We start from the raw sequence: 14,213 nt of genomic DNA, 5'->3' as shown, positions 1-14,213 counted from the left end.
CCACCATCCCCCGACTGATCCGCACCCCGATCAGATCCCCACTCGAAGACTCCTGCGGCGACAACAAAATCCCCCGCCGCCCCTTCTTCGCATCGACCTGCCACCCACTGAACCCACTACACACATCCTCCTCATCCCCCGCGATGACGAGCCCCAGCCCCCGCTCCGCCCCCCGAGACACGATCTTCTTCATCTGGCTCGCGGCGTCACAGTCCTCCAGGATCTCCCCGTCGTCGACAAGGACAACGATCGGCTCCTCGATCGACGCCTGATCGATGATCTCCTCGAAGTCGTCCTCGTCGATGTCGTCCCCGGTGAACACCTTCAACACCCCGTCCGCCCCGTCCAGTTGCCGCAACGGCGACTGCCGCGGCGCAGCGACGACCAGCCGTACCCCCTGCGAGAGATACGACTGCGCGAAGTTCATCAGCACCGTGGAACGCCCCGACTTGGCCGGCCCGGCGACGACGAACGTCGGCACACCCGCCGCGAGGTCGGGCCCGAAACCGGTGATGTCGTCGCCACCGATCCCCACGAGCCCCCACAGCCGCGAGCCGGAGCTCTCCGGGTCGCGCATGCCCCACGCGTCCGCGAACGAGATCCGCGACGGCAGGCTGTCGACCCGGAACGGCCGCCGGGAACGCGGCACTTGGGCGTCCCGCGCCGCGGCCGCCTCTCCGATCGCCGTGATCGCGGCCGCCTGACCCTGCCCGGTCGTGTCCTGCGACAGCAGCGCGAACTGGGTCTCGATACCGGACTCGTTCTTGTAGCCACGCCCCGGCGGAATCTCCTCCGGAACCTTCCGGTGCGGGATACCGAGCGTCGAGAAGTCGCTGCGGTCGGCGAGCCGCAGCCCGTACTTGTCCTCGGTGAGTGTGGCGATCCGCCCGACCAGCAGCGTGCGGTCACCGGTCAGCACGAGGTGGATACCGACGCTCGCACCCTCGCGCATCATCGTGGTCAACTCGTCGGTCAGCGAACCGTGATCGACTTCGCCGAGGGTGGGCACCCAGCCCTCCCAGCGGTCGAGCAGGACGACGATGTGCGCCAGCCGCTCCTCCTCCGCCGACGCGGCCCGCTGCTCACCGATGTCCGCGAACCCCTTCTCCGCGAGCAGGTCCTGGCGGCGCGACATCTCGCCCTTGAGCCGGTTGACCAGCCGGATGACCCGCTCGGTCTGGTTACGGCTGACGACGGCACCGCAGTGCGGCAGCCGGCTCAGCGCGTTGAGCGCGCCGTTGCCGCAGTCGATCCCGTACAGATGGACGTCGGCGGTGGAGTGGGTGCGGGCGAGGGAGGCCGCGATCGTCCGCAGGATCTGTGAGCGGCCACTGCGCGGGGCGCCGCCGATCATCAGATGCCCGAACGTGGAGAAGTCGACGACGACCGGGCGGCGCGCCTGGGCGGCCGGCAGGTCCTCGATGCCGTACGGGACGGGCGCCAGCTTGCCCGTGCCGTGGTCGGTGAACGCCGGGACCTCGATCTCGTCGAGGAGCAGTGTCTCGGAGAGCGCGGGCAGCCAGGGGCTGTGCTGGGGCGGGATACCGAGCGACCGGTTGGCGTCGCGGACGGCGTCGACGAGCACCTTGAGGTCGGTGATCTCCTCGTCCTCCCGCGTCTCGACCTTGGGCTTCTTCAGCGCGGCCCGGCCCAGATCCTCCCAGGCCAGCGGCCCCGACCAGGGCATGAGCACCGCGGGGTCCGCCGCCCCGGGCCGGCGTCCACCGACACGTCCGGACTGGAAGGGGACGAGGGAGGCGTGCCCGAGTCGTACATACGCGCGACCGGGGGTGTTCTTCGAGATGTGCCCGGCCTCGGGAGAGTCGATGACATCACTCGACTCTCCGCCGTCCGTCACCCGCAGCGCGATACGGAGGTTGGTGTTGGCGCGGATCTCGGGCGACACGACACCCGACGGCCGCTGTGTGGCGAGGAGCAGGTGGATACCGAGGGAACGGCCACGCTGGGCGATGTTCACCAGACCCGTGACGAAGTCGGGCAGGTCACGCACCATCGACGCGAACTCGTCGATGACGATGAGGAGTCGGGGAACGGGAGCATGGGACGACGGATCCCGACGCACCAGATCCTGATAGTCCTCGATGTCCTTGGCATCGGCGTTGGCCAGGATGTGTTCCCGCCGGTGCAGCTCGGCACCGAGCGATTCCAGGGCGCGTTCGACGAGGTGGGCGTCGAGGTCGGTCACCATGCCGACGGTGTGCGGGAGATGCACACAGTCCTTGAACGCGGCGCCACCCTTGTAGTCGACGAGCACGAACGTCATGTTCTCGGGGGTGTTGGCGACGGCGAGCGCGGCCACTATGGTCTGCAGCAGCTCCGACTTACCCGAACCGGTCGTACCGGCGATGAGCCCGTGCGGCCCGTCCTTCCGGATGTCGATACCGAACGCCCCGTCGTACGACTCCCCGATGACGGCCATCGTCGACTGCCCGCCCATGCGCCAGCGCGCGGTGATCGCGTCGGGCGTGGGCGGCTCCAGCTGAAGCACGTCGAGCAGCCGGCTCGACCCGGGCAGCGCGGAATCCTCGGTCTCGCCGCTGATGTCACGCAACGCGGACAGGGACCGGGCCAGCCGCAGACACCAGGCGGCGGAAACGAAGTCGGGCCGTACGTCACGTACGCGCTCCGCACTCTCCTCCTCGACACGCAGCCGCAGCTTGTCGGCCTGGGCACGCTGGTCGGTCTCGCTGTCGGCGGCATGCCACGCGTGAAACGACGGGAACCCGCCCGCGACCTGCGGCTGAGGCTGCGAGCCGCTGCTTTGGTACTGGTGCTGGTAGGGGTCGGCGTGCTCCTCGGCCTTGGGTTCGGCGACGACGAAGGCCTGGCACTCACCGGGCAGGAACCGCTCCTCGGCGTCGAGGCAGAGGGCGTACATCGCCACCGCCGGCCCCTCGCGCAGCAGCTTGACGACACCGGGAAGCGACCGCAGCCGCCGGGACCCGTCCCACACGACGACGATGTCCGGGTCGCTGAACGACGCCCGCTGCCCCTTGTTCTGCTCGGCGGCCTTCTTGCGCGCGTCGAGGATCTGCGTCAGCTCACCGATCCGGGCCCCGACGGTCTCCGCGTCCGTCCCGATGAGAACGTTGACATCCTGCCCACCGGACGGCTTGGCGTGCGGCAGCCAGCGGACCCAGTCCCAACTGTCCCGCGCGGTGCTCTCGCTCAGTACGTAGAACTGGACGTCCATCGGGCTCTGCAGCGCGGCGGTCTGGGCAACGGCCCACCGCCCGAGCGCACGAGCCGAATCCCCGGGCCCGGCCATACCGATGACACCCAACGACCGCAGCGACAGGGCGACGGGCGCGTCCTCGATCTTCCACGTCACCTGACGCCGGTGCTCGTCCTGCTCGGGGTCGTCGAGCACGACCTCGGACGGCAACTGCCCGGTGCCGACGCGCAGGAGGAGATGGTCACGGTCGGTGCGCCGCCGCTCCCACAGCCGGGTACGGGGCCCGGTGCCGAGGGAGAGCACGGTGGCGGGGTCGGGAATGGCGTGCCGCCGGTCCTGCCGCTCCGCGAGGAGGGCGTCCTGCGCGTCCTTCTCGATCCGCGCCTTCTGCTCCTTGTACTCCTTGACCTGCTTGGCATGGGACTTGCGCCCGTGCTTCTTGTCCATGAAGTAGTTGGCGAAGAGCATGATCGGGCTGAGACCGGCCATGATCAGGTAGTACCAGCGCCCGAACACGGCCACGGCCACGATCGCGCCCACCAGGGGCGTCAGCGCCATCAGCCAGGGCAGCGGCCGGGCCTCGAAGTCCCGCGGCGGCGACGGCAGCCGGAACTTGGTCTGCCGGTCGGGGGAGCGCAGCCGGGGCGGCCGGTTGTAGTCGAGACCGACACCGTCGTCGGACCACTTGAGTGCGGCGTTCGGTGGCGTGTAACGGGCAAGCTCCACAAGGGAGTTGCCGACGGCGATCTGCCCGCCGAGGGGCCACTCGTCGCCCTCGATGTCGGCGATGTCCTTGCCGTCGAGAGTGACGCCGGCCTTCTCCCCGTGTACGGCGACCTGGCAGGTGCCATCGGTTGCAACTGACAACGTGAGGGCGCGGGCGTCGACTTCGGGATCGTCGATCCTGATGTACGAGGCGGGCCCACTGCCGATGTCGTACCGCCCGACCCCGAGCCGGTGCACGAACCCGGCGACGGGCCCACCCACGACCCGGAGTTCGACGAGCCCGGTCGGCTCCCCGGGCAGACACCCGGCGGGATCCTGAAGGCTGACGACGGCCCCTTCACGCAGGGGCGACCCGACGACGTTGGCGGACGGGTCGACGGCGTAACCGTCCACATAGATAAGGGGAGCGCTGCCGCCGGCCAAGCGCCCGTGTTGCCTGCCCTGCCCATGCTGCCCAAGGGGGATGATCTGGGCGCCGCTGTGGCCGACCTGTTTCGCCAGTTCCTGCGCGATGTCCCCGACGGTGGACTCGGGATCCGCGTCGAGCACGACGTCGGCGGTGCCCCCGCCGAACGGATCGACAACGGTCAGAGTCAGGCGCACGGTTGTCCTCCCCAACGGCCCCCGTGACCGCTTCCGCAACGTCGGCCACCGTAGGCAGTGACGATATCCGCTCCCTGTGACAGAAGGGCAACGGGTCGGGGCGGGAGCCCTTCTGGCCCTTCCCTATGGTGAATTGGTGACGGAACGGTGTTGAACAGTTCTGTTCCAGAACCGGGATGTATCCACTCGCGCCACACCCGTAAGCTGCTGCCTCGAGAGCGGACGATCACACCGTCCGCCTCGCGGTAGTTGGACGGTTGGAACAGGGAAGCCACGGGGGTTGGCCCTGCGGCACTTTCACGAGGGAGCGGCTTCATGGCCAAGGACCTTGATGTCACATATCAGGACATGCGGGATGCTGCCAAGCATGTCGTGAAGGAGAAGGAAAAGCTCCAGGAGAAGCTGGACGGCCTGCGCAAGTACATCGCGAACCTGGTCGAGTCCGGCTACGTCACGAAGAGCTCGTCGAAGGCCTTCGACGAGAACTTCGAGGAGTTCACCCGCGGCGCGAAGGACACCCTGGACGGCCTGGACGGCATGGGCGACTACCTGACCATGGCGGCGGACAAGTTCGAGCAGATCGACGAGGAGCTCGCCAAGTCGGCGAAGAAGTAGCCGAAGCGCACAGTTGCGGGGGCGTTGTTCAGCGGCGCTGTTCAGGCACAGGACCTGCGAGGCGCCCGCTCGGTAGGGCAGCGGATGCTGCACGCACCGGGCGGGCGCTGCCCGCTGGCCGTCCTGGCCCCGTCAGTTGTCGGGGAGGGAACTGTCCGGGAGAGGCGGCCGGAGTACGTACATGTGGAGCTCGCTGCGGATTTCCTGCGTGTCGACTCGCAGCCAGGATCCGTGATCCGTCACGGAACCGGATCAGCGGCATCCTCGTCTCGAACTCCCCGGAGAACGCGTCGACGAGGGTCGCCTCGGTGGCGGAAGGCGGGCGACGATCCGCATGTGCTTCTCCCGCCCCACGCTGACCCGCTTCGGTGGAGCGGCCAGGACGATCCCGTCCTCGGTCGCTCCTTCTCCTCCTTCGTACCGAGGGAGCGCTTGACGGCTTCTTCCGCATCGGACAGAAGGCGCAACAGCATGATGAGCGGCATGAACGGCGCCCCGAGCACCGCGCCGACCATGCCCAACGGAGGCAGCCTCGCAGGGCGGAGCCGGGGATTGCCTGCGGCCTGGAGCACGTCCGCAGGGAGCTGCGGGATCTTCTCGATCCAGCACCATTCGCCGGCTTCGGCGCGGATGCCGAGGCGGTCCGTTATCAGACGCTGCTTGCCTCTGGATGCCACGTCGGGACTCTCCTTGCCGAGGCGGCCGGGATGCGCACTGCCGGGATCCTGTTGCCGCGTATGCCTGGGAACGAACAGTCCCACCCGTAAGATCCTTGCTCACGTTGATGGCTGCGAGAGACGCACGAGGCAGCCACGGAGGGCGCGGGAAGTCGGCTCCGGCCGTGTTCCGCGAGGCTTCTCAGTAGGAGGACCATGTCGGACCAGACTGCCGATGTCACACGCATCAAAGGGAGCGCAAGATCGCTCTCCAGGATCCACCGGGAGTTTACCCAGAACGCGAATCCTGCCGACGGCCTTGGTGGCGATGTGCTTGGCGACCGGAGTCTGGTCGACACGTTCGATGACTTCGGGGACAACTGGAAGATCCATCGAGAGCGACTCACGGACGAGATCGAGAAGCTCTCGAAGATTCTCTCCACTGCGGCTCAGGCCTATGAGGACATTGATCACCAACTCGCCGAGGCTCTCCGCAGCACAGATAAAGACGGTACGAGCGGTAAAGCGGGCGCGAGGTGACGCGTCCTCGGGCTGATGAATGGGCGGTGATCGGGGAATCCTCGGACCCGATCCCCGGCGATCCAGAGCAAGTTGCCAGGCTCGGCCGCGATTTGCGTAAGACCGCGGAATCCATCAAGAAGCAGGCGGACGAGATCAAGGCGCTCTCGTCCGTCGAAGCGTGGAAGAGCAAGACGGCCGAAGAGTTCCGTACGCAGGCTGAAGGTGCCGAAGGGAAGCTGCGAAAAGCCTTCAAGCGATACGACGCGGCGGCGGACGCCCTCGGCGAAAAGGTGATCGAAGGCGGCTCCTCGAAGGAGTACGCCTCGGAGCTGCATCACGCCCAGACCATGGCTGACAAGGCGCTCCGTGACGCCCAGGGCGCGGACTCGGACCAGAAGACGAGCACCGGCGCGATCGACGGGTTGCCAAAGGATACGGCGGACGACGATCCGGGCCGCAAGAAGCTGGAGAAGCGTCAGGAGGCGGCGACTTCGGCGATGGAGCGGGCGAAGAAGGATCTCGAAGCCGCCAAGGATGTCCGCGATGCTGCGGTCAAGCGTGCGCGTGATGCCATTCGGACCGCGATCGACAACGACGGTCTGAAGGACGGCAACTGGGACAAGTTCAAGGACTGGGTCCACGACAATGCCGGCTGGATCAAGGAACTCGTCGACGTTCTCGGCTGGGTTGCCACCATCTGCGGAACTCTGTCCCTGGTGGTCGGATGGATTCCTATCGTCGGGCAGGCGCTTGCGGGGGTACTCGGCACCATCGCGCTGATCGCCACGGTCATCTCCCTGGTCGGCCACATGGTGCTGGCCCTCGCGGGGGAGGGAAGTTGGTTCGATGTCGCGCTGGACGTCGTGGGTCTGGCGACATTCGGTATCGGTCGGGGCGCCATCGCAGGCGCACGAGGAGCCGCGGCGGGAGCGAAGGGTGTCGCCCGCTCGGCCGCGTTCCGAAACGCCATGGCGCGGGTGACCGCGAAGAAGGGGACTGCCGCGTACCACAAGGCAGTTCAAGCGGCGTGGAAAGAAGCAGATCGGCTGAGCGCCGGTGCGTTGCGCGGCAAGGCGGGTGCGGAAGCTGTCGCCGGTGCTCCCAAGGGCTGGTTCCCCGGTGCGGGGCGCTTGGCCGAGGCGTTCAGCCCCAAGGCCATCGGCAAGGAAATGGTCGACAGCTTCAAGGACCTTAAGGCGTTCAAGGATTCCGGAGATCTATTCAGGGGAAATACCTGGTCCCGAGCGTGGAATGATGGTATGCGTCCCAGGTTCGGCGATGCAGGGCTTAACTCTCTGAGTAGAGGGATTGACGGTATCGGCGAGGCCGTGCGGTCCAGCGATGCGGTTTCTAATCTGTCCGGCGTCTTCAAGATGCAGACGCGTATCTGGAGGGGGTCGACGGGTATAGCCTCTCTTACGGATGCCATGGACAAGGGTGCAATTACGGGATGGTTCGGTGACCGTTTTGGCGTCGACGGACTGGATGACGGTGTTTGGTCGGCGACCGGGATCAAGGATGCGTGGACCACAAGTGATGGCTGAGAAATCGAAGAACGCCACGGCGCCCCGAGAGCCGGCGTTGCGGCCGAAGAGCATGCGGAACCCCGGCCTCGACGTAGTACGCAATGCGCGCGTCTTCGCCGACGGAAACAGTTTGGTCGTACGGAATCGGCGTGGACGTGAGCGCCGGTATCTCGTAGGGGACGGCGGAGTCCGGCAAGCCGTCTTCTTCCCGCCGGCCGACGTCTGGGAAACCACCATGAAAAGTCCCATGGCACGGTGGGGTGTTGTCGTCTTCCAGGATGCCGAGGGGCGCTATGTGCTCCAGGTTCCCCTCGCTCAGTGGCTTCCCGAGGCGACTGCCACGGGGACGGCGGATCTGAGCCCGCGAAATTGCCTCAGCCGTACCGGTCTGAAGCAACTGTCCGACCGTCTCGGCATTCCCCTGTCGGAGAGCCCGCAGCCCTGGGGCCGAGAAGTGATCGGAAGTCCTGGAGGCGGTGACTACGACTCAGCGATCGAAGTCGATGTGCCCGTTTGGAACGGTTGGGCGCGAGGTGTCGGACTGGCTGGCTGGTTCATCTCTCTGGCCCTCTTCATCTCGCTGGGAAGCACCAGCAGTTGGGGCCCCGTCATTGCGGCGGGCTCACTCTTTCTGGTGCCCGGCAGCGATGTCCTCGTGCGTGCTCTCGCCTGGTGGCGCAAGCGCGGTGACGCGCGGCTCGCCGGTGCCGTTGCCATCAAGCCCTCTCCTGAATCGGGCGCCGGTGCCACTCGCCGGTTCCTCGAAACGGCGGCCGTGCGGGTGCTGCCCGGCGATGTCGTCCTGACCAACACCGTGGGAGAGGAGCGGTGGTATGCGCGGCGTGAGGCTCATGGCATCGCGCGGCTGGTGCGGCTGACAGACCCGAAAACGGCTGTCCTCTTGGGTGTTGAACTGCGGGACGGTGACGGTCAGGCCCGCGTTTTGTTGCCGTGGCGGTGGTGGTTCGCGGGTCCGGACGGTGACCGACGCTGGTCCGAGCTCGTGGCGGCCCTCGAACTCCCCGTGTCCGATGAGAAGTACAAGCCTGCCTCAAACACGAGAGGCACGGACGATCCGGACCTCTGGTATCGAGCCCATGAACTCGCCGGCGATGCCAGGGAGATGTCGCCAATGGAAGGCAAGGCGGCGCGCACGGCGACCAGTTGGGGCGAATCGGTGGTCGGAGGCAGCGAGGTGATCCTGCTCCCCCTCTTCAGCGCGTTCCTCCTGGCCGGCCTTTTCTCCGACAGGGCGCCTGCTCAAGTTGCGGGAGCCCTGTCTGCCCTGACGGTGATCGCCGTGTGGGCCCCGGCCATCGCCCACCAGCTTGCCAGCCGCCTCACCAAGGACCGTCCTCATGTCCCGGAGACGTCATGACCTCGACGCCTCAGAGTGATCCCATGCCACCTGCGGACTATCAACTGTTGCTGCCAGAAGGCTGGTTCAGGGTTCACATCGCCCCGGAGCGACGCGAGCAGTCGGTGGATGCCCTCGTGGAGAGGCAGTGCAAGGGGATCGACAACGCGCCCCAGATCAAGGCGCAACTCAGACAGGACATGCTGCGACAGGCGGCCAGGGCCTTCGAGGAAGGCGGCATCGAGCTCTACCTCAGCCTCCAGCAGGCAGGCCCGCTCACGGTCCCGGCATCGCTGCTGATCGCCTTGGGCCTCCCTCCCCAGGGAGGGCGCCTTCCGGCCCTGCACGACATCGCCGACCGACTGGCTGTCGAAGGGAAGGACAACCGGGAGGTGTCGGTCGTCGAGCTCGCGGCAGGACCGGCGCTTCGGGTCCGCGAGGAATACGATCCGGCTCGCGACCGCCCGCCGACAGAGATGGAGAAGGACGCGGAGAAGGACGCGCATTACGCACTGCCTTCCGTAACGCTGGGTTACCAGGTGCAGGTACCGAGGGCCGAGGCGATCCTGCTCCTCACCTTCTCCACTCCACTCATCCAGATCGCCGATGCCATGGTCGACCTCTTCGACGCGGTCGCCGGATCTCTCAGTTGGATGGATGCGGCATGAGTGACCTTCGGGAATGTGGAATCGTCTGCCCAACAGACTGGGTGGAGCTCGCGATCGAGCCGACCGACAACGTCAAGTGCTGGGCCAGGAGCACGGCTGCCGACCTTAGGCAGCGGAGCCGGGCGGCGGGCTACGAGCTCGACGCGAAGGTGCTGGAGAAGGATCTCCGCGCGCAAGCCGAGGACAGCCGACGACGCGACCCCTTCCACGCCTTCGCCCTCTACCCCGACGGCTTCGACAACGCGTTGGCAACCCTGGCAATCGACCTCGTCCATCCCGACGCGGCGGTGCCCCGGATCACCCTGGACTGGCTGGCGGAAACCTTCAGCGCCCACGACTTCGGCCCGCCACTGATCACACGTACCGAAGTGCCCATCGGGCCTGCCGTACGCATCCGCCAGAACTTCGCCACGGCTGCTCCCTCGTCAGACGGCCCGGGCGTCCTCCTGGAGACGCTCATGTACGGAGTGCTGCCGACCGGTGCTGAGAGCGCGGTGGTGTTCCTCATGTCGTGGACCGTGCCGGGAATCGCCGACGAGATGGAGGAGGCTGCGGCCGGCATCGTGAAGACGCTGTCTGTGGCGTTCTGAAGCAGAGCTTACTCACGAGTGATGGGGGCTTGTACGCCGTGTCGCCGTGAAGGCGCTGGTGTTTGAAGTACCGGCCTCGATGGGGGTCGTGTCTCGTTTGGTGACCCTCGACCATGGGCTTCAGCCCTTATAGGCGTGCTCGCGCGGGGTGGCCGCGCCGTCTCGTGGAGAGGGCGGAGCCACCGCCGAGGCCAGCGGGTCAGCAGGGCCCGGGACACCGTTGCCGGTACGCGTACGCGTACGCAACCGGCGGGCCGGGTGGGTGTCACTCCCGGTCTCATTCCGCGGCGTCATTCCACGGTGTCACTCGGCGTCGCGGTGGCCCGGCCGCGGCGGCGCAACAGGAGGAGACCGCCGACGACGGCGGTGACGCCGCTCGCGGCCGTCCACAGCGGGAGGTCGGAGGAACCGGTGGCGGCAAGATCGCCGTCGCTCTTACCGGCCTGGGCGCTGGGGCCGGAGGGCGGCTCGGCGGCGGAGTCCCCGGACGATCCAGATGAACCGGATGAGCTGGATGACCCAGATGAACCCGACTTGGCGGCAGGCGTCGGCGCCGACCCGGACGGCGCGGTTGCCGACTCGGCCGCGGTGGCCTTGTCCTGGGTGAACGCCAGTGTGCCGAAGCCGAGTTCGTCGAATCCGCCGCTGTTCGGACCGTAGTCGCCGCCGCCTCCCTCGGGACCGTGGTCGCCGCCGCCTCCCTTGAGCCTGCTGCGGCCCGCCACCATGGCGCCGGTGTTCGGCATGGCCATGCCGCGCCTGATGGCGTAGTGGTTGTAGACCCGCTCCCAGACCGGGCGCCCCTGGCCACGGCCGCCTTCGGCGATGACGGTCTGCTCCGTTGGCACGCAGTGCGGGCCGTTTGTCCAGGTGTAGGTGGTGTACGGCACGTCGTAGCCGAGGTTGTACCGGGCGACGTACTCGCACGCCTTGCGGAACTTGGAGTCGTCCGCGGCGTAGAGGTCGACGCCCTGGTTCCAGGCCATCTCGCAGATGGTGCCCATCAGGCCGATGCCCATCATGCTGTGGGCCTGGTCGCGCCCGCTCTCCTGCCACTGGGCCAGGCCCAGGTCGTCGTAGACGTAGGGGATCGCCTTGGCCAGCGAGCCGTTGCCTGCGCCGTTGTGGAAGTAGTCCACCGTCTCGTTGAACTTGGCCCGGTCGTCGCAGAGGATCCCGATGGCCATGAGCGAGGCCATGGAACACAGGTCCCAGTTCGCCCAGTAGTGGCCCCAGCAATTGGTCTCGCGGTTCAGGAAGCCGTGGTTCATCGGATAGAAGTAGGTGATCAGCATGTCCTGGAAACGGGCCAGGTCGAAGCCGGGGTAGCCGCGCATGAGCTCGCCGACGTTGGCGAACTGGTACCCGTAGATGCCCGCCAGGAGCACGATGTCGGAGCCTCCGCCGATGCCCTTCGACGTCCCCGACCAGGCGTTGCAGATGTCCCGCGCGGTGTCGGCGTGTGCGGTGTCGCCGGTGATCTTCCAGCGCAGCGCGTTCTGGTACGCGGCATGGATGTCGTTGTAGAGGATCGGGTAGTTCTGGACATCGCTCCCTCCCCGGGCCACGATCACCTGCGGGTTGGGCCGCCATGTGCTCTGCGAGTGGCGGTTGGCGGTGAGCTTGGCGAAACCCGCCGTGTAGGGGGCTGCGCCCGCCTTCACCTTGGCGGCCATGCGCTCGAGATCGGCCCGGGTGTGGAGCATTCCTGGGTGCGCGAAGGGCTTGTCCGCCGCCGTCGCCGGGGAGGCGGCCACGCCCGTGCCGATACCGATACCGACCGCGCCGGTCGCCGCTCCCGCGGCCTTGAGCATGCTGCGCCGACTGATCCGAAGTGTCACTGCGTCGTTCCTCGGCTCTCGTGGGGAGGGTGCCTACGTACAGGAGACGGGACACGGAGCAGGCGATAACAAAAAGTGGGCGCCACCGATGAAGGGCAGGTGGTCTTGACGGTCTTCCGTCACGGGACTCAGCGTCACCGGATGGTGCGAGTACCCGTCCGGGTTGCGTCCAGCCGGGAGTTGGAACCGGCAGTCTCGCGCATCCAACCGCGCGGCACCCAGCCCGGTCACCAGCTGGAGGTGGTGTCACTCGAACCCGCACGTTCGCGTGACTTCCTCCACAGGCTGGCGAAGGAACTTGAGGCGCGCAGTGACCACCCCCGACAACTGGCAGAAGTCGTCTTACTCCGGCGGCGCCGACGGCAACAACTGCGTGGAGACAGCCCCCCGCCCCACGCAAGCAGCCATACGCGACTCGAAAGCCCCGGCCGACGCCACACTCACCTTCCGCCTCGGAGCCTTCACAGCGTTCGTCGAGGTACTCAAGGTCGATGCTTCACGCGCGGCCGCCTGACCGCGCCCCACCGAGGCAAGTTCTCTTCTCCGCCGTTCTCCGGGCCGGCGGAGACAAGACCGGATGGCGTCCGCTTTCGTGGTGTCTCGGCTCAGGGAATCCAGATCGCCAGGGAGTGGGCGAGGTTCTCGAGATCCTCGGAGGCACTGACGAGGCGTGAGATGTCCTCCGTCGCGGTCCACATCACGACATCGGCAGCGTGCTCCTCGACCTGCCATGCGTAACGCACACAGGCGAGCAGATGCGGCGAGTCGTCCTGAGGGACGTACCTGAAGGTTGTCAGGCCTTCCCCCAGCCGCTCGGCCTTGAAGGTCTTGACGACCGGCGGCTCGACGGCCTCCGGGTCGTCCGCCAGGGTCAGGGCCCGAAGTGTCTCCTCGCGGGGGCGTTGGGCCGGCCCGATGGCCACGCAGACGGGGATCGGTAGGTCGGTGGGGTGGTCGAGGTGCAGGAAGAGCCAGTGCTGCGAGCCGGGTGGGCAGAAGGCTTCGGCGCAGCGAGTGAGGGTGGTGCCCACGAAGTCCACGCCGTTGGGGCCGGGATCGAGTCCACGGTCCTCCCACAGGTCCCTCGCGTAGTCACGACCCCATGCCTGGATGTCGTCCCACTCCTCGAACGGTGCCGAGGGGCCAGCGCGTGGCGGGACGACGACCCAGTCGTACTCGTCGACGTACTCGATGTCGATGATCGGCCAGAACTCGCTCATCCCTGCCTCCAGCGGAAGTTCGCCATCAGGGGCCAGCTCGGCGCGCGGGATTCTGCCCCCGTTTTCCGTGCAGATCAGTTCGATACGGTCCCGGACGACTCCTCGACAGGTTCTACGAAGGACACCGTCTGGAGGATGGCCGCAGTCATGTCACAGAGCTCTCCCCAGTGGTCCATGGCTGCCGTATCCAGCGTGAAGACCGCCACGAAGGGGGCTTTCGGGAAGGGGACGAAGACCTGGATCTGGCCGGTGAGGAGTGTGCACTCCTCACCTGTGGCGGTGAATTCCGGGCCGATGATGACTTCGCGGAGCGTGATGTTCGATACGGCCGGGCCGCAGGGCAGCGTCATGCGGCGGCTGTCGGTGAGCGGATCCCGGGCGAAGCCCTGCTCGATCACATCGGCGGCGTCCTCCGGCCTGGTGTGTGAGGACTCGACGGCCCCGACGGTGAACGAGCAGTGCACGACGCCGCCGTTGTCGTCGCTGAACACACACATGGCTGAGTACGCGATGCCAACGTCCGCGAAGACTTCGGTGAGGCCGGCATAGAAGGGCGCCGCCGACTCCCAGAGGTTGGCGTCTCCTTCGGGGTACAGCCCGCGTGCAAACTCGTCGGCGGCGGCTGCCCTGTCGTCCGGGTCCGCGTCGACGGGCAGGGCGTGGAAGCCGTCCGGTGCTATGAACGACATGGGG

At 67.2% G+C, this 14,213-nt stretch carries 11 protein-coding genes and 1 pseudogene; 7 read left to right on the top strand and 5 right to left on the bottom strand.

What is annotated here, in order from left to right; all coding sequences use genetic code 11:
• A partial coding sequence (locus ADL01_RS20240) for an FtsK/SpoIIIE domain-containing protein (RefSeq protein ID WP_053743418.1) occupies positions 1-4,525 on the bottom strand: 4,525 nt, incomplete at its 3' end.
• Positions 4,526-4,840: 315 nt separating this feature from the next.
• Here ADL01_RS20240 and ADL01_RS20235 point away from each other — a divergent pair.
• The 6 genes from ADL01_RS20235 to ADL01_RS44800 all read left to right on the top strand — a co-directional run bounded on the left by ADL01_RS20235 (position 4,841) and on the right by ADL01_RS44800 (position 10,459).
• Positions 4,841-5,140, top strand: coding sequence for a WXG100 family type VII secretion target (locus ADL01_RS20235; protein ID WP_006380729.1), 300 nt, complete (start codon positions 4,841-4,843; stop codon positions 5,138-5,140).
• A gap of 872 nt (positions 5,141-6,012) precedes the next feature.
• On the top strand, positions 6,013-6,336 hold the full coding sequence (locus tag ADL01_RS20230) for a hypothetical protein (protein WP_053743417.1): 324 nt from the start codon (positions 6,013-6,015) through the stop codon (positions 6,334-6,336).
• Between the two features lie 26 nt (positions 6,337-6,362).
• Complete coding sequence (locus ADL01_RS20225) at positions 6,363-7,862, top strand: putative T7SS-secreted protein (protein WP_053743416.1); 1,500 nt, start codon at positions 6,363-6,365, stop codon at positions 7,860-7,862.
• Entirely contained in the window at positions 7,855-9,222 is a 1,368-nt protein-coding gene (locus tag ADL01_RS20220; RefSeq protein WP_159049585.1) for a hypothetical protein, read from the top strand. The genes ADL01_RS20225 and ADL01_RS20220 overlap by 8 nt, the downstream gene beginning before the upstream one ends.
• Before the next feature lie 23 nt (positions 9,223-9,245).
• Positions 9,246-9,869 carry a hypothetical protein gene (locus ADL01_RS20215; RefSeq protein WP_234354729.1) on the top strand — a complete coding sequence of 208 codons (624 nt, stop codon included), beginning with the start codon at positions 9,246-9,248 and terminating at the stop codon, positions 9,867-9,869.
• A complete protein-coding gene (locus ADL01_RS44800) occupies positions 9,866-10,459 on the top strand; it encodes a hypothetical protein (RefSeq protein WP_159049584.1) in 594 nt (197 codons plus the stop codon). Before ADL01_RS20215 ends, ADL01_RS44800 begins: the two co-directional genes overlap by 4 nt.
• A 16-nt stretch (positions 10,460-10,475) precedes the next feature.
• On the opposite strand, the pseudogene ADL01_RS45430 reads toward ADL01_RS44800, so the two are convergent.
• Together ADL01_RS45430 and ADL01_RS20205 are read right to left on the bottom strand one after the other, a co-directional pair.
• Positions 10,476-10,586: pseudogene (locus ADL01_RS45430) on the bottom strand (IS5/IS1182 family transposase); the annotation flags it as partial.
• 163 nt (positions 10,587-10,749) lie between these two features.
• Positions 10,750-12,300, bottom strand: a complete 1,551-nt coding sequence (locus tag ADL01_RS20205; protein WP_324614619.1) for an alginate lyase family protein — start codon at positions 12,298-12,300, stop codon at positions 10,750-10,752.
• A 310-nt stretch (positions 12,301-12,610) separates the two neighbouring features.
• On the opposite strand from ADL01_RS20205, the gene ADL01_RS20200 reads away from it, so the two are divergent.
• Positions 12,611-12,814: a DUF397 domain-containing protein gene (locus ADL01_RS20200; RefSeq protein ID WP_053743411.1), complete on the top strand. Its 204-nt coding sequence runs from the start codon at positions 12,611-12,613 to the stop codon at positions 12,812-12,814.
• Positions 12,815-12,905: 91 nt separating this feature from the next.
• Here ADL01_RS20200 and ADL01_RS20195 read toward each other — a convergent pair whose 3' ends face one another.
• Together ADL01_RS20195 and ADL01_RS20190 are read right to left on the bottom strand one after the other, a co-directional pair.
• The gene (locus tag ADL01_RS20195) at positions 12,906-13,520 is read right to left on the bottom strand and encodes a hypothetical protein (RefSeq protein WP_053743410.1); all 615 of its coding nucleotides are present in this window, start codon (positions 13,518-13,520) and stop codon (positions 12,906-12,908) included.
• 74 nt (positions 13,521-13,594) lie between these two features.
• A complete protein-coding gene (locus tag ADL01_RS20190; RefSeq protein ID WP_234354728.1) occupies positions 13,595-14,209 on the bottom strand; it encodes a hypothetical protein in 615 nt (204 codons plus the stop codon).
• Positions 14,210-14,213 lie beyond the last annotated feature (4 nt).

This window comes from Streptomyces sp. NRRL WC-3618, assembly GCF_001280005.1.
GTDB lineage: Bacteria > Actinomycetota > Actinomycetes > Streptomycetales > Streptomycetaceae > Streptomyces.
This window is presented reverse-complemented; position numbering and strand designations above follow the sequence as displayed.